Genomic DNA, 14,772 nt, shown 5'->3' on the forward strand with positions numbered 1-14,772 from the left:
CGGCATTGCCGACCTCGGGACTATTCTGCGCAATCCGGCATCAACAGCAGGTGGTGTCCGGTTCTTCTGGCGCGACTCCAAGGGGATAGAGTCGATCATCAAACTGACTCAAACGCGGGTACTCGAGGGGGGGATCCTCACCGATGTTTTCCAGGCGTTGGCGGTACCCCTTCAGGAAATCCTGTCGAGCTTCATCAGTGATGTACGGCACATGCCAACCGACAAATGGCTGCAGCACGTCCATTCCGACATAGGCCAGGGTTCCGCGCAGTAGCGGGCGCAGCATGTCCTCCAATGGGCCATGGATGGCGTTGTCGCCGAACATGTGTTCGCGCCCGCCCAGGGTCACGGTCACCAGGGCTTTCTTGCCGCGCAGGCCGCCCTGATCGTAGAAACGCTTGCCGCCGTAACAAATGCCGGATACCAGAACCCGATCGATCCAGCCCTTGAGGATGGCCGGTGTCGAGAACCAGTAGACCGGGAAGTTGAGGATCAGCAGGTCCGCCCACAACAGTTTGTCCAACTCTTGCTGGATATCGGCGGCGAGTGTCTGTTCTTTGCTGCTGCGTCGTTGCTCAAGTGCGTAGACCAGATACCCGGGGTTTTCCCGGGCGCGGAAATCCCCGGCACCGGCCACCGGATTCCAGTTCATTTCGTACAGGTCGGATACCCGGACCTGATGCCCTTGGGATTGCAGCGTCTCAACCGCTTGGTCGCGCAAGGCGGCGGTAAAGGATTTCGGTTCGGGATGGGCATGTACGATGAATACATTCATGGCGATTCCTTGAATTGAGGGGGGGCTGAGTGCAGTGCACTCGCGCCGGTCAAAAGTAGGTGGGCCATGTGCGCATTTCGTGGCGCCCGATGCCGTTATTGATTGCGCGCCGCTGTGCCGCCAGTGCCTCGACGAGAAAACGACGGGTTTCTCCCGGTGCAATCACCTCGTGGGTGCCCAGCGCACCGGCCAGTGCAAAGGCCGAGGTGTCTTTCGAGAATTCAGCGTACAGGCGCTCGTAGCGCTCGGGATCCGTCTCGCGCGTCACGCCATGCACGACGCTGACCGCCACGCCCGGGTCGACGAAGCTGACATCGGCCGAGCACCAAGCGGCCGACTGGTCGCTGTTGCGGCCACCGCCGAAATTCAGATAGGCCTGGCCGAAACTCTTGCGCACGATTACCGAGAGCTTGGGTACCGAGCACAGTTGTACGGCGTGGATCATGTTCATGATGTGCGCCGGTGCGCTGCGTTTCTCACCTTCGATGCCCACGAGGAAGCCGGGGGTATCGACAAGAAACACCAGTGGAATGTTGAACGAGTCGCACATGGCGATGAAGCCGGTGGCCTTGCGGCAGGCATCGGCGTCCAGCGCTCCACCCTTGAATTGCGGATTGGACGCGACGATCCCGATGCTGGCGCCTTCAAGGCGGGCGAGAGCGGTAACGACCGAGCGACCGAATCGGTCCTTGAGCGCAAACAGGCTGTCGCGGTCGACCAGCGTCGCCAGCAGCTTGCGCATGTCGTAGGTTTTGCTGCGCTCCACCGGGACGATGGTTTCCGGGCCCGACGGGTCAGGTCGATCCTCGGGCCCGCAGGGCAGGAGGGCGGGTGTCTCATTCGAGTGAGAGGGCAGGTAGCTGAGAAACTGCCGGATAGCGCTCAATGCTTCCTGGTCAGTGTTGACCACCTTGTCGGCCAGACCGGTGATTTCAGCATGCATGCGCCAGCCGCCGAGTTCCTCGGCGTCCGAGGATTCACCGATCGCCACGGAGGTGACTTTGGGGCTGGAGACGGCGAGCAATGCACCCTTGCGCATGACGGTGAAGTCCGCCAGGCACGAGTACCAGCTTGCCGATCCAAAACACGGGCCCAGTACTGCGCTGACCCACGGGGTTTCGCGGCGCCGGCAGTATTGCTGGGCGTCCTGGCCGGCACTGGCCATGCTCGCCGCGCCCATCGCGTCCTGCATGCGCTGGCCGGACGATTCGCCAAGAAAGATCAGCGGCATGCCATTGCGAGTGGCGCATTCCTTCATGTAAGCGATCTTGCGTGCATTGATCCATGAGGACGACGCGCCTTTGACCGTCATGTCGTTGGAGACCACGGCCACCCGACGCGAATCGATGCGACCGAAGCCGGTGATCTTGCCGTCCGCCGGCGTGCTGTCCCGGTCCTCGGGCCGGGAGGAGTGGGCGAGCATGCCGATTTCGCTGAACGACTGCGGGTCGAGCAGGCCCTCCAGTCGTTCCCGTGCATTGAGCACGCCAGCCTCGCGGCGCGCCTGGAGCTTGGCCTCGCCACCCATTTGCAGGGTGTTTTCGCGGCGGGTCTGCAGTTGCTGTTCCGGTGATGGGTGTTCGCAGGTCATCGTGAGGTCTCATTGGGAACTGTGACGGCACGTCCGGCGATTTCGCCGTGACGCAATGTGTGAAGGACTGGCGGCACTTCGTACAGACGGGCGCCATCGCGCCAGTCGAACAGACGAAGGGCCTGCAGGGTTCGGATCGGGATTGTCGTCTTCATGGTCGATCACCCTTTGCCAGAACCAGGGTCATGAACGCCGACATCAACAACCCGCTGGACTGGACCAGGCAACTGCTGGCGTTGGCGACCTGGCGCCCGGCGCATTCGCCACGCAGCTGACGCACGGATTCGATCATCAATTGCATGCCGAACTGGCCGGAGTGGTTGAAGGCCAGCCCGCCGCCGGAGGTATTGACCGGCAATGCACCGCCGGGCGCGGCAATGCCGCTGCGCAAGAATGCGCCGGCCTGGCCGGGTGGGCAGAAACCCATGGCTTCGAGCGCGACGAGCACGTTGATGGTGAACGCATCGTAGATCTGCACCATGCTCAATTCGTCGCGCGCGATGCCGGACATGCAAAGCGCACGCTCGGCGCAGTCGGCGATGACCCCAGGGCCGAGCCAGTCAGTCGAGCCCAGTGGCGTGACGTGATGCCGATAGGCATCGGCGAAGCCGCGGATGTAAACCGGTGGTTTCGCCAGCGTGCGCGCGCGGTCGGCTTTGGTGAGAACCAACGCACCGGCGCCGTCGCTGACCAGGCAAATATCGGCCTTGCGCAGCGGGTCCGAGATCAGTGGCGACGCCAGGTACTCCTCCATCGTCAGCGGTTTGCGCAGCGTCGCCTGAGGATTCAACTGTGCCCAGCGTCGTGCGTTGATCGCCACCTCGCCGAGGTCTTCCTCGCTCGCCTGGTAACGATGCAGATACTGCTGCGCGAGCATCGCGTACCAGCTGATCGGGCTCAGTACACCGTAAGGCGCAACAAATTGTCCCGACGGCGAGCGCGGCTCGTTGATGACACCGCCGCGATTGCGGCTCTGATCCAGTCGCTGGGTGCTGCCGTAGGTGACCAGCGCCACCGAGCACAACCCCGCCTCGATCGCGGCCATGGCGTGGATCAAATGGGTGAGCGGCGAGCCGCCGCCGACCACCGTGCTGTCGACATGACGTGGCGTGATGCCCAGGTACTCGCTCACCAGCAGCGCGTTGGCGCGGTCGTCCCAGTGCGCGAAAACCCCATCGACATCGGCCAGGGTGAGGCCGGCATCGAGCAGGGCGTCACGGGCCGAGCGGCATTGCAGCGACAGCGCGGTGTCGCCAGGCGCCGCCTTGCCAAGCCCGGCCTCGCCGACACCGACGATGGCGTAGCGGCCCGCCAGGCGGGAAGGGTCGTTGCTCATGCTTGCGCCTCCTGGGCGGCGAGCTGCGCGCGCACGTCTTTCTTCAATACCTTGCCGACCGGACTGCGCGGCAGGCTCTCCCAGAACAACACTTGCTTGGGCGTTTTCAAGCTGCCGAGTTTTTCGCGGCAGATCGCGACGAATTCCTCGGCGGTCGCGCTGGCGCCGGCCTTGAGTTCGATCACGGCGATGACTTTCTCACCCCAGTCGGCATCGGGCAGCCCGACCACCGCGCAATCCATCACCGCCGGATGCGCCCAGATCACTTGCTCGATCTCGCTTGGGTAAATATTGAAACCGCCGGAGATGATCATGTCCTTGGTGCGATCGACGATGTACAGATAGCCGCCTTCGTCGAACACGCCGATGTCGCCGGTGTGATGCCAGCCGAAGCGGCGGGCCTCGGCGTTGGCTTGCGGGTTGTCGTAGTAACCCGGCGCTACCAGTTCGCCGCGGGCGACGATTTCGCCGCGTTCGCCAGGCTCGACGAAGCGTCCTTCTTCATCCATCAGCGCCACTTCGCAGGCCCCGGTGGGGCGACCGGCCGAACCCAGGTGCTTGCCGTCGCGCATATGGTCTTCGCGAGTCAGCAGAGTGATCACCCCTGGCACTTCGGATTGACCGTAGGCCTGCATGAACACCGGTCCCCACAGGGCAATGCCCTCGCGCAGCTTGTCCACGGACATCGGCGCCGCGCCGTAGATCACGTATTCCAGCGAGGAGCAGTCGCGGGTCCGGGCATCCGGGTGCGACAGCAGTCGGTAGATCAGGGTCGGCGGCAGGAACAGGTGGGTGATGCGCTCCCGTTCGATGGTTTCCAGCACGACACCCGGATCGGCGGATGCTGCGATGACGTTGCGTGTGCCGAAAATCGACAGCGCCATGGCGGTCGCGCCGGCGGCGTGGGTCAGTGGTGCCACGACCAGGTGCGCCGGGCTTTTCGCCGGTGGCATGAACTGGTTGCTGATGCGGTAGCAGGCCAGCAGCGCACGATGGCTTTGCATGATCGCTTTCGGCCGGCCGGTGGTACCGCCCGAGGATTTGATCAGGGCGGTATCGTCCAGCGAATTGCGCACGGTGCAGCGCTGGCCGGCGTGTTCCTGGCACCAGTCGGCGATGCTCAGGCCGGCGATGGGCTGGTCCAGGCCGATCACCGTGGTCAGCGTCGGCACGCCTGCGCGGATGCGTTCGACATGCTCGGCGTACTGGGAATGCAGGACCAGCACCGACAGTTGGGTGAAACTCATGAACCAGATCAGGCTGTCGATCGAGTCGCGGGCGTTGAGTGGCACGAAAGTCGCCCCCGCGCGCAACGCACCGAGCATGGCGACGAAACTCAACGGGTGATTGGGCGCCAGCACGCCGACATGGGCGGATCGCAGGCGCAGCAGGGACAGGGCATGACCGATCGCGTGGGATTCGGCTTGCACCTGGGCGTAGGTGAGGCTGAACCCGGTGCCTTGCAGGCAGATGTTATCGGGATGGCGATTGGCGCCGGCATCGAAGTAGTCGGTGATCATTTCCATGGTGACGGCTAATCCAAAAGAGTGAACTGGGGCAGCGTGCAGGATTCGCTGACGGTTTCGAAACAGACCCTGACGGCGGCGCCGATCCGCACGCGCTCAAGGTCGGCGTCGAGGATGTTGGCGACCAGCCGGACGCCTTCATCAAGGTCGATCAGCGCGACGACGTAAGGCAGCCGGGCCTCGAAGGCCGGCGACGGGGCAATGCGGCTGACCGTGAAGGAATAGATGCGCCCATGGCCGCTGGCATCGATCCACTCGATGCGCTCGGACAGGCAGCCGATGCAGAATGCGCGCGGGTAGAACTGGCAGTTGCCGCAACTGGCGCAACGCTGGATGACCAATCGTTGCTCCTGGGCGGCCGCCCAATAGGCGGCCGTTTCGGCGGTGGGCTGCGGCAGTGGTCGTGGCGGGATGGGAGTCGACATGGCAGCCTCAGTGAGTACGCAATTCGAAACCGGCCATGGCGATATGCACATGACGTTGTTCCGGCAGCCTGGCCAGACCGGCGATCAGCTCGCTCAGCGGACGACGCACATTGAAGGTGTCGTCGATCACGGTCGGAAGCAGGCCGGTGATTTTTTCGTCGCCATACATGGCCCGCAGCAGCAATTCATCATCCGACAAGCCGGCGTAGCGGCGACGCAGTTCAGGGACTCGCGGCGCCAGTACCGGCGGCTGTAGGGCGATTTCGCGGGAGCCATTGGCGAGCACACGATCCTTGACGTCGGGGTCCACCGGCAGGGGCAGGGCGCCGAAGTAGCCGCACACGTACTTTTTCACTTCATCCGGCACCACCTTGTAACGCTCGCCGCTCAGCACGTTCATCACCGCTTGCGCGGCGATCATCGCGGGGAAGGGCGTGGCCATCACCGGCGAACCGAGTTCGACGCGGATCCGCGCGATCTCTTCGAGCACCACCGGCAGCTTGTCGGCGATGCCCGCCAGTTGCAGCTGCGATTGCAGGTTGGACATGGCGCCACCGGCGTACTGGGTAACGAAGTGCGCCGGGTCGTATTCCGCCGGAATGCCTACCGGGAAGCCGTTCTCTTCGGCAATCCCGGCGAGGTAGTCACCGATCTCGTCCGCCGCGCGGTCATCGAAGTCGACCTCGAAACCAATCTCGCGCAGGTTGCGCGCCAGCATCTGCGCCGATGGCCCGGCATTGCCGTTGGCCAACGGATCGATCGAGCACAGCAGCCGGTCGGCACCCTGTACGGCTGCTTCAAGTGCAACCAGCGAGCCGGTCGCGTTCAGGCAATGGGTGAGCACTTCCAGTGGTCGATCGCCGATCACGGCCTTGATGGCCGGCACAATGCTGCGCACCTGCTCCACTGTCATGCTGCCGCCGGCATCGCCGAAGGCAAAGGCATCGATGTCGAAGCGCTGGATGGCCTCCCGGGCCTTGGCGGCATAGAAAGGTGCGTCATAACCGGGTGCCAGGTTATAAATCAGCCCGATCGTGGTGGTGGCACCCAGGCGCTTGGCCGTGGCGATCGATGTCGTCAGGTTGTCCCAGCAATGCAGTGACTCAAGAAAGACAATATCGCGCGCGCCATTGGCGACCAGCCGTTCAACATACAACTCGCTGAGGTCATCCGGCTCGGGGTAGAAGCTGCGCAACATATTGCTGCGCACCGCTGCACGCAGCGGTGTGTGGCGGATACGCTCGGACAACAGCCGTAGCCGTTCCAGTGGATTCTGGTTGAGGAACAGTACGCTGGCGTCGAATTGCACCAGCGCTACGGTTTCAATGGCATGGAAGCCCAGGGCATCCAGACGCTCGGCCATCGGCAGCATGTGCTCGGTGCGCATGCGCGTGGCCCACAGGCACTGGTGCGCGTCACGCAGGGTGGCATCGACCAGCTGGATACGGCGACGTTTGCCGGTGCGGATGAACTCCGCATTCACTTTTTCGCGTAGTTGATTCAGCACATGTCACCCCTTGCTGTGTTCGAGATGGATGGACAGGCCCGGGCCTGTGACACTCAGTACGGTGTAGCCGGACCAGCGTTGCAGCAGCCCTTGGGTCAGGGCTTGCTCGGGGGTGCGGATTTCATACTCAAGCTTCTGAAACGGCGGCAGTGCAGGGCGGCCGCAGATCAGGGCGGCCAACGCATCATCGGTGGACAGATTGATCGGACGGCACGGCGTCGCGACGGCGCCGATGCGTTGTTGCAGGCGGGTCAGTGACGTGTCGACCGGGCCGTAGCAGCCCTGCAGCCAGCGGCGCAAGGCGGGTTGCAGCGTGGCATAGCGTGGTTCGGCATCCAGATGTTCGAGTGCCTGTCGTGCAATCGCTTGCGCGAAGGGCGGCAGCATCGGCGGGTTGCCCAACTCCTGGCGTATGCGCGTGCACTCGCGGGCAAACCCGAACAGATCCACCAGGCGTCCGCGCGAACGCAAGGCCTGCATGGCGTCGGCGGCGATTTCGCCTGGCAGTTGATGTTCGTAAGGCGCCAGGTCGAATGCCCAGGGCTGGCTTTCGGGGAAACCTTGTTGATCCGCCACGGCGGCGAACTGGGCCTCGGCTTCTTTTATACGGTCCGGGTCCGGGGCTTGCAGCGACAGTTCGAGCAACGCCGCCGAGCGCACCAGCAGGGGCAACGCAGGCGTCGATGCACCATTGGCGACACAAGGCAGCGCGGCATCGAGGCGATCGATGCCCAGTCGAATCGCCTCCAGTGCAACCTGCGGGCCGAGTCCGGTGTGGCAGCGAGTGTGCAGGTCCAGCGGCGTGCCATCGAGGCCATCGCGCAGTGCTGTAAGTAGCCCGGGCAGGCGATCGACATGCAGCAGGCCGGCTTCGTCGCGCAACATGATGCGCTGTGCGCCGGTCTGGGCGAGTCGTGCAGCAGAGGCCGAATAGTGGGCATCGCTGTGCTCATGATCGTCGACGTAGGGCAGGGCGGCGATGACGCTCAGGCCGTTGGCCAAGGCCATTTGCACAGCGCTATCCAGACGCTGGAAATCCAGCTGCGGATCGATCAATACGACCTCGCTGATGCCATTCCGGGCGAGCAATCGCAGCCAGGTGTTCAGGGCCTCGCCCGACAGCACATCGATATAGCCATGGGTCGCCAGCAGATTCACCGTGGCGCGCAGCGGCGTGCCATTGGCGCGCTCGCGCAGCGCAGCAACGCGTTGCAGCGGGTTTTCCTCACGGCTGACGCACTGGGCGATCACCGCCGGGCTCAAGACTTCGATGGCGGCAAGACGTGCGTGCCCCAGCGAGTTCATCGTCCCCAGCAACATCGCGGTGCTGGCGGCACCGCCCCAGACGGCGGTCTGGCCGTCACTGAGGCTGACATCGACCAAAGTAGTCATGCTCATGCGCGCTCCCTGGCTTGTTTCAACGCCTGCTTGCGGGCCGGTACGAACACGTCTTCGACCCAGCGTGTGGTGACGCGGCCGGCGACGAAATCCGGATGGTCGAGCACGGCATGGTGGAAGCTGGCGGTGGTCGACAGACCGACGACTTTCATGTCCTCCAGCGCCTTGCGCATCAGCACGATCGCTTCACCGCGGGTCGGTGCATGCACGATCAGTTTGGCCAGCAGCGAGTCATAGAACGGCGGCACGGTGGCGCCGCTGAAGCAATGGGTATCGACGCGTACGCCCTGGCCCTTGGGTGCCAGCCACTCGCTCACCAGGCCGGGGCTGGGCAGGAAATTGCGGTCCGGGTCTTCGGCGTTGATCCGGCATTCGATGGCGTGACCGCTCAGTTTGACGTCGGCCTGAGTGAACGACAGCGGCAGGCCGGCGGCGATGCGGATCTGCTCGGCCACCAGATCGAAGCCCGTGATCATTTCCGTCACCGGGTGCTCGACCTGGATGCGCGTATTCATTTCCAGGAAATAGAACGTACCGTCGCGGTCATCGACCACGAATTCGATGGTACCCGCGCCGAAGTAACCGACGTTTTTCGCCAGACGCACGGCGCATTCACCCATTTGCTCACGGGTTTGCGCGGCGAGGCTCGGGGAGGGGGCTTCCTCGATCAACTTCTGGTGACGACGCTGGGTCGAGCACTCGCGTTCGCCCAGGTGCACCACGTTGCCGTGGCGATCGCCCATGATCTGGATTTCGATATGCCGCGCCAGCTCGATGAACTTCTCGACGTACAGGGTCGGATCGCCAAAGGCCGCCTGGGCTTCCGAAGAGGCCGAGCGGAATGCCGCCTCGGCCTCTTCATCGCTGCGCACGATGCGCATGCCACGTCCGCCGCCACCGGCGGTGGCCTTGAACAGCACCGGATAGCCGATTGCGCTGGCGATGCCGCGTGCGGTCTCGGCATCGGCCACCGCATCGGAGCCGGGGACGCGCGGCACTTCGGCTTTTTCCGCCAGACCGACGGCGGTGATCTTGTCGCCCATCGAATCGATGATCTGCGCCGACGGGCCGATAAACACCAGCCCGGCGTCTTCGCAGGCCTGGGCGAAATGCGAGCGTTCGGAGAGGAAGCCGTAGCCGGGGTGGATGGCGTCGCAGCGGTGCTCCAGTGCCGTACGGACCAGCAACTCGGCGCACAGATAGCTTTGCGCGGCGGGCGGCGGGCCAATGATCACGCACTGGTCGGCCAGGCGGGCGGCCAGGCTGTCGCTGTCGGCTTCGGACACCGCCGCCACCGATTCGATACCCAGGGTCTTGCAGGCTCGCACGATGCGAACGGCGATTTCGCCACGGTTGGCGATCAGGACCCGACGAATGTCGCGGGTTGCCACGGGAATGCTGCTCATCAACGAGCCTCCGGTTCAATAATCATCAAGATCTGGTCGCGCTGAACCATCTGCAGGTCCTGGGCGACGATGCGCACCACACGGCCCTTCACCGGGGAGGCGAGGGTGTTGAAGAGCTTCATGGCTTCCACCAGGCACAGTGGCGCGCCGGTTTCCACCAGGGTGTTTTCTTCAACGAACGACGCCTGGTCGGGGCTGGGTTTGCGATAGAAGGTGCCCATCATGGTCGCTCGCACGGCCACCTGGCCCTCGGCGATTTCAGGCTCGCTTGCGGCTGCCGCAGGGGCGGCGGCCGGTGCGGTTGTTGCCGGCGCGGCGCCTTGGGCAGGTGCCGGCGAGCGCTGGATCGTGCCGGATTTGCTGGCGGTCAGCGTGGTGTCACCGACGCGGACTTCAAGGAAGTCCAGATGGGTCGTGTGATCCAGGATCTCCAGGATTCTTCGTGCTTCTTTATGTGTGAGCGACATGCCTCGGCCTCTTGTTGTTCGAATTGCCTGGTCGGATAAAAACATCGAAACGTAGGATTGTCAACAATCGTACAATCATGTAATTTGCAGTTCGTGAGCCAAGGCGTTCGCACAGCGCTGGATACAAAAAGCGTAGCCCGCGACGGCCAGAGGCCTGGCGATTTCAGAAAACAGTGGTGTTTTGGAGGGGGCGAGAATGAGTACAATCGCGGTTAAGTCGGATGTCGCGGGTACGGTGTGGCAGATTCATGTCCGCGAAGGCGATATCGTTGAAGAAGATCAGACCCTGGTCATCATGGAGTCCATGAAGATGGAGATCCCGTTGATGGCGCTCGAGTCGGGTCGAGTAGTGAGTGTCCTCGTTGCCGAAGGCGACGTAGTGAAAGATGGCCAGGATGTTTTGCTGATGGAGTGCGATTGAAGTCTATGTCAATGAATGCAGGTTCGGCGTCGGCCGCCAAGGGCGGTAGTGCAATAGGTATCACGCGGGCCGGTCGCCAGCGCGTTCTGACGATGCCGGAGCAGATTGCCGAGAGCATTACGCTGGCGATTCTGCGCGGTGAATACGGGCCGGGCGATTCGGTGCGTGAGCAGGAGCTGGCCGATCACTTCCAGGTCAGCCGTGGTCCGATCCGCGAAGCCCTGCGCATTCTCGAGAAGGTCGGCGTCGTGACCATCGTGCCGCAGCGTGGCGCGCATGTGACTTCATTGAGCAGGCAGGAAATCGACAACCTGTTCGAGATCCGCGCCGTGCTGGCCGGATTGCTGGCCAAGTACCTGGTCGATCTCGATGCAGCGGTCGTCAACCAGATGGACGCCATCGTCACCCGGCTTGAACTGATCGCCGGGCAAGCCGATGCACTGGACGAGTATGCCCAGGGCAGTTATCGCCTGAGCACGGTGTTGTTTCAGTCCTGCGGCAACAAGCAGTTGGCAGAATTGATGGGTGCACTGGCGATCCAGACCGCACGCTACACCCGCTTGGGCTTGCGCTCACCGGAGCGTCGCCAGGCTTCCGCCGTTTATTGGCGCGGGTTGGTCGAGGCACTTGGGCAGAACAACAGTAGCGCCGCCGGCAACCTGATGGTCGAGCTGATCAACGCTTCCCATCAAGCGGCATTGAACCACTTGGAATAACCGTACACAGGGGGCACAACACTCCCTAGTGCTGTGTCTAATTGTCGACAATAAGACAAAATATCATGACAAAAAAACGCACCGCAGGACTCATGCTCAGTTGGGCAGCCCGGCAACACCGCGGCCGCACCTCGTTGATCTTCGGCAACAAGGCACTGACTTACGACGAGGTGGAGGCGGGCAGTAACCGTCTCGCCCACGCCCTGATTTCCCTTGGCTTGCAAGTGGGGGAGCGCGTCGCCGTGTTGCTCGACAATTCGCCTGAAGCGATAGAAAGCGTTTTCGCTGCAGAGAAGGCCGGCCTGGTCTACGTGGCGCTCAACGCCCGGCATACCTTGGCCGAGCAGATCGCGATCCTCGACGACGCCGGCGCGAGCCTGCTGGTGGCGGGGCCGGAATTTCGCGAGATCAGCCTGGGGGTCATGGGTCGCGTCGAGAGTCTGCGTCACGTCATGGCGCTCGACTGGCAGGCACCGCAGGTGCTGGATTACCGCCAGCAACTCGCCTCGATGCCGGCCTGTGCGCCCAATGTCCAGGTGTCGCCCGACGCCTTGCTGCGTATCGCCTATACCTCCGGCACGACCGGCAAACCCAAGGGCGTCACCTATACGGTCAAGCGTTGGTACGAGCGCCTGACCAACCATTTCTACGCCATGGAATACAGCCTGGGCGTGACCGATGCGATGTTGCACGTCGGTCCCTTGACCCATGCCGCCGGTGTGCACCTGTTGCCGTGCTACTTGCGGGGTGCGCGCAATGTGATCCTGGAGAAGTTCGAGCCGCTGGAAACGCTGCAACAAATCGAACGCCAGCGGATCACGCAAATGATGTGCGTGCCGACCATGCTCACGCGCTTGCTCGACACGCTCGACAGCGGGGTCGCGGCCGATCTGTCGTCGCTGCGTTGCATCCATTACGGGACCGCGCCGACTTCCGTCGACCTGATCCGTCGGGCCATGGCGCGGTTCGGCCCGGTGATGCGCCAGCAGTACGGAATGACCGAGGCCGTGCAGCCGCTGGCGGTGCTGTATCCGTACGAACACGCAGAGGATGGCGTGCTGCGCTCCTGCGGCAAACCGACTGCCAACGTGCAGATCACGGTGCGCGACGCCCAGGGTATAGAGAGGGCGGTGGGGGAAATCGGCGAGATCGCCATCGCCACCGATGGCATCGGCGAAGTGGCGTTCTGGCGCCGTCCCGATCTGGAAGCCGAGGCGATCCGTGATGGCTGGTACTACTCGGGCGATCTGGGTTACCTCGACGAGCAGGGCTTCCTTTATATCGTCGGGCGCAACAAGGACATGATCATTTCCGGTGGCTTCAACGTCTATGCGCGGGAAGTCGAGGACGCCCTGGAAAGCCATCCGCAGGTGCTCGAAGTCGCGGTGCTCGGATTGCCCGATGCGGAGTGGGGCGAGCGCATCGCAGCGTTCGTCGTGCGCCGCGAAGGCACCAGCGTCGACAACGAAGCTCTCGGCATTCACTGCGCCGCGCTGATCGCCGGCTACAAGAAACCGCGCCTGATCGAGTTCGTCGACGCCCTGCCGCGCAACAACGCCGGCAAGGTGGTTAAAAACATTCTGCGCGACGACTATCTCGCGCGCCTGCAGAGGAAATCGTCATGAGCACGCCTGTTGCCCCTGAATGGTCCCGGGAACTCGCCGACATCCGCGCTCGCCGCGAAGTTGCCTATGCATTGGGCGGCCCGGAAGCAGTGGAGAAGCATCATGCCCAGGGCAAGCTGACGGCGCGTGAACGCATCGGCCACCTGCTCGATGGCGAAAGCTTCGAGGAGTTCGGCATCCTCGCCGGTGCCGTGAAATACACGGCCGAGGGCAAGATCGCTTCCGCCACGCCGAGCACGGCGGTGGTTGGCGTGGGCAAGATCGAGCAGCGACGCACGGTGGTCGCGGCGGACGACTTCACCATTCGCGGCGGATCGTCGGAGGCGGCGGTCGCGGAAAAGTGGATCTACGCCGACCGTTATGCCTGGGAATACAAGCTGCCGATCATTCGCATGATCGACAGCGCCGGCGGCAGTGTGAAGCTGCTCGACAAGCTCGGCCACACCAAGATTCCGGGTTATGCCTTGCTGCCGATCACCAACCTGCTGGGCGCCGTGCCCGTTGTCGGTATCGCCCACGGGGCTTGTGCCGGACTGGGTGCGCTGCGGGTCGCCGCTTCGCATCTGTCGATCATGGTGCGCGGCCAGAGCCAGGTGTTCGCGGCCGGCCCGCCGGTGGTAAAGCAGGCGTTCGGCGTCGATATCGACAAGAACGACCTCGGCGGATACGACCAGGTGCATCGCCACAGCGGCATGATCAACCTCGCGGCCAACAGCGACGCCGAGGCGCTGGACCTGGCCAAGCGCTTCCTGTCATTCCTGCCGGGCAATGTCTGGGAGCAGCCACCGCGCGCGGCATCGACCGATTCCCCCGGTCGTTGCGACGCCTGGCTCAACGATGCGATTCCCCATGACCGGCGCAAGATCTTCAACCCGCACAAGATCCTCAAGTCGCTGGTGGACAAGGACAGCCTGTTCGAGATGTCCCCGGATTTCGGCGCGTCGACCATCACCGCGTTCGCCCGTCTCGACGGCTACCCGGTCGGGATCATCTGCAACAACCCGCGGGTCGGCGGCGGTGCGCTGACCCGTGCGGCGGCGCTCAAGCAGACCCGTTTCATCGACCTGTGCGACACCTTTCATCTGCCGATCATCTACCTCGTCGACCAGCCTGGGGTGATGACCGGCCAGGAAGCCGAAATGCAAGGCACGCTGATTGCGGCGATGCAGGCAGTGCATGCGATCGAACAGGCGAGCGTGCCGGTCATCACTATCGTGCTGCGCCGCTGTGTCGGCCTCGCCGGCGCCATGGTCAGCCCCTGGCACGGCCCGACGGGTACCGCCTTGCCGCACCGGTTTGCCTGGCCTTCGGCGCAGTGGGGCTCGATCCCGATCGAGGGCGGCGTGGCCGCCGCCTACAAGCAGGAAATCGCTGCGGCGGACGACCCGCTGGCCCGGCGCAAGGAACTGGAGGCGCATTACCAGGCCCTGGCGTCACCGCTGCGTACCGCCGAGCGTTTTGGCGTGATCGACATCATCGAGCCGGACAGCACGCGTCCATTGCTGTGCAACTGGGTGGGTGACGCGTATCGCATCACCGCACTTTCCCTGGGGCCGAAGCGGCGGACCATGCGCTAGTC

13 protein-coding genes are annotated in these 14,772 nt (G+C 63.6%); 4 read left to right on the forward strand and 9 right to left on the reverse strand.

All coding sequences use genetic code 11. The annotated features are described in order from the left end of the window. Positions 1-40: 40 nt before the first annotated feature. From AC07YV_RS13845 to AC07YV_RS13885, 9 genes are all read right to left on the reverse strand, one after another. The gene (locus AC07YV_RS13845) at positions 41-775 is read right to left on the reverse strand and encodes an NAD(P)H-dependent oxidoreductase (protein ID WP_102699874.1); all 735 of its coding nucleotides are present in this window, start codon (positions 773-775) and stop codon (positions 41-43) included. Between the two features lie 49 nt (positions 776-824). After that, the gene (locus tag AC07YV_RS13850) at positions 825-2,366 is read right to left on the reverse strand and encodes an acyl-CoA carboxylase subunit beta (protein WP_102699875.1); all 1,542 of its coding nucleotides are present in this window, start codon (positions 2,364-2,366) and stop codon (positions 825-827) included. Positions 2,367-2,517: 151 nt separating this feature from the next. Next, on the reverse strand, positions 2,518-3,702 hold the full coding sequence (locus AC07YV_RS13855; protein WP_102699876.1) for a thiolase C-terminal domain-containing protein: 1,185 nt from the start codon (positions 3,700-3,702) through the stop codon (positions 2,518-2,520). Further along, positions 3,699-5,228, reverse strand: coding sequence for an AMP-binding protein (locus AC07YV_RS13860; RefSeq protein ID WP_102699877.1), 1,530 nt, complete (start codon positions 5,226-5,228; stop codon positions 3,699-3,701). Before AC07YV_RS13860 ends, AC07YV_RS13855 begins: the two co-directional genes overlap by 4 nt. Positions 5,229-5,236: 8 nt before the next feature. Further along, a complete protein-coding gene (locus tag AC07YV_RS13865; RefSeq protein ID WP_102699878.1) occupies positions 5,237-5,653 on the reverse strand; it encodes a Zn-ribbon domain-containing OB-fold protein in 417 nt (138 codons plus the stop codon). A 7-nt stretch (positions 5,654-5,660) separates the two neighbouring features. Beyond that, positions 5,661-7,160 (reverse strand): carboxylase, encoded by a 1,500-nt coding sequence (locus tag AC07YV_RS13870; protein ID WP_102699879.1) that lies wholly within the window; start codon positions 7,158-7,160, stop codon positions 5,661-5,663. 3 nt (positions 7,161-7,163) lie between these two features. After that, positions 7,164-8,558: an acetyl-CoA carboxylase biotin carboxylase subunit family protein gene (locus tag AC07YV_RS13875; RefSeq protein ID WP_102699880.1), complete on the reverse strand. Its 1,395-nt coding sequence runs from the start codon at positions 8,556-8,558 to the stop codon at positions 7,164-7,166. Beyond that, positions 8,555-9,964, reverse strand: a complete 1,410-nt coding sequence (gene accC / locus AC07YV_RS13880; protein WP_102699881.1) for an acetyl-CoA carboxylase biotin carboxylase subunit — start codon at positions 9,962-9,964, stop codon at positions 8,555-8,557. Before accC ends, AC07YV_RS13875 begins: the two co-directional genes overlap by 4 nt. Further along, entirely contained in the window at positions 9,964-10,431 is a 468-nt protein-coding gene (locus AC07YV_RS13885) for a biotin/lipoyl-containing protein (RefSeq protein WP_158248444.1), read from the reverse strand. Before AC07YV_RS13885 ends, accC begins: the two co-directional genes overlap by 1 nt. A gap of 196 nt (positions 10,432-10,627) precedes the next feature. On the opposite strand from AC07YV_RS13885, the gene AC07YV_RS13890 reads away from it, so the two are divergent. The 4 genes from AC07YV_RS13890 (at position 10,628) to AC07YV_RS13905 (ending at position 14,770) form a co-directional block, all read left to right on the forward strand. Further along, a complete protein-coding gene (locus AC07YV_RS13890) occupies positions 10,628-10,852 on the forward strand; it encodes an acyl-CoA carboxylase biotin carboxyl carrier protein subunit (RefSeq protein ID WP_102699883.1) in 225 nt (74 codons plus the stop codon). Between the two features lie 5 nt (positions 10,853-10,857). Continuing rightward, entirely contained in the window at positions 10,858-11,568 is a 711-nt protein-coding gene (locus tag AC07YV_RS13895) for a GntR family transcriptional regulator (protein WP_102699884.1), read from the forward strand. Positions 11,569-11,633: 65 nt separating this feature from the next. Next, positions 11,634-13,193: a class I adenylate-forming enzyme family protein gene (locus AC07YV_RS13900; RefSeq protein ID WP_102699885.1), complete on the forward strand. Its 1,560-nt coding sequence runs from the start codon at positions 11,634-11,636 to the stop codon at positions 13,191-13,193. Then, entirely contained in the window at positions 13,190-14,770 is a 1,581-nt protein-coding gene (locus AC07YV_RS13905; protein WP_102699886.1) for an acyl-CoA carboxylase subunit beta, read from the forward strand. Before AC07YV_RS13900 ends, AC07YV_RS13905 begins: the two co-directional genes overlap by 4 nt. Positions 14,771-14,772 lie beyond the last annotated feature (2 nt).

The sequence above is a fragment of the Pseudomonas sp. GW456-E7 genome (genome assembly GCF_059424105.1).

Excerpts from the sequence above, each read along its gene's own strand:
- AC07YV_RS13845 (WP_102699874.1), bottom strand. The coding sequence starts at position 775 with ATGAATGTATTCATCGTACATGCCCATCCCGAACCGAAATCCTTTACC.
- AC07YV_RS13850 (WP_102699875.1), bottom strand. The coding sequence starts at position 2,366 with ATGACCTGCGAACACCCATCACCGGAACAGCAACTGCAGACCCGCCGC.
- AC07YV_RS13855 (WP_102699876.1), bottom strand. The coding sequence starts at position 3,702 with ATGAGCAACGACCCTTCCCGCCTGGCGGGCCGCTACGCCATCGTCGGT.
- AC07YV_RS13860 (WP_102699877.1), bottom strand. The coding sequence starts at position 5,228 with ATGGAAATGATCACCGACTACTTCGATGCCGGCGCCAATCGCCATCCC.
- AC07YV_RS13865 (WP_102699878.1), bottom strand. The coding sequence starts at position 5,653 with ATGTCGACTCCCATCCCGCCACGACCACTGCCGCAGCCCACCGCCGAA.
- AC07YV_RS13875 (WP_102699880.1), bottom strand. The coding sequence starts at position 8,558 with ATGAGCATGACTACTTTGGTCGATGTCAGCCTCAGTGACGGCCAGACC.
- accC (WP_102699881.1), bottom strand. The coding sequence starts at position 9,964 with ATGAGCAGCATTCCCGTGGCAACCCGCGACATTCGTCGGGTCCTGATC.
- AC07YV_RS13885 (WP_158248444.1), bottom strand. The coding sequence starts at position 10,431 with ATGTCGCTCACACATAAAGAAGCACGAAGAATCCTGGAGATCCTGGAT.
- AC07YV_RS13890 (WP_102699883.1), top strand. The coding sequence starts at position 10,628 with ATGAGTACAATCGCGGTTAAGTCGGATGTCGCGGGTACGGTGTGGCAG.
- AC07YV_RS13895 (WP_102699884.1), top strand. The coding sequence starts at position 10,858 with ATGTCAATGAATGCAGGTTCGGCGTCGGCCGCCAAGGGCGGTAGTGCA.
- AC07YV_RS13900 (WP_102699885.1), top strand. The coding sequence starts at position 11,634 with ATGACAAAAAAACGCACCGCAGGACTCATGCTCAGTTGGGCAGCCCGG.
- AC07YV_RS13905 (WP_102699886.1), top strand. The coding sequence starts at position 13,190 with ATGAGCACGCCTGTTGCCCCTGAATGGTCCCGGGAACTCGCCGACATC.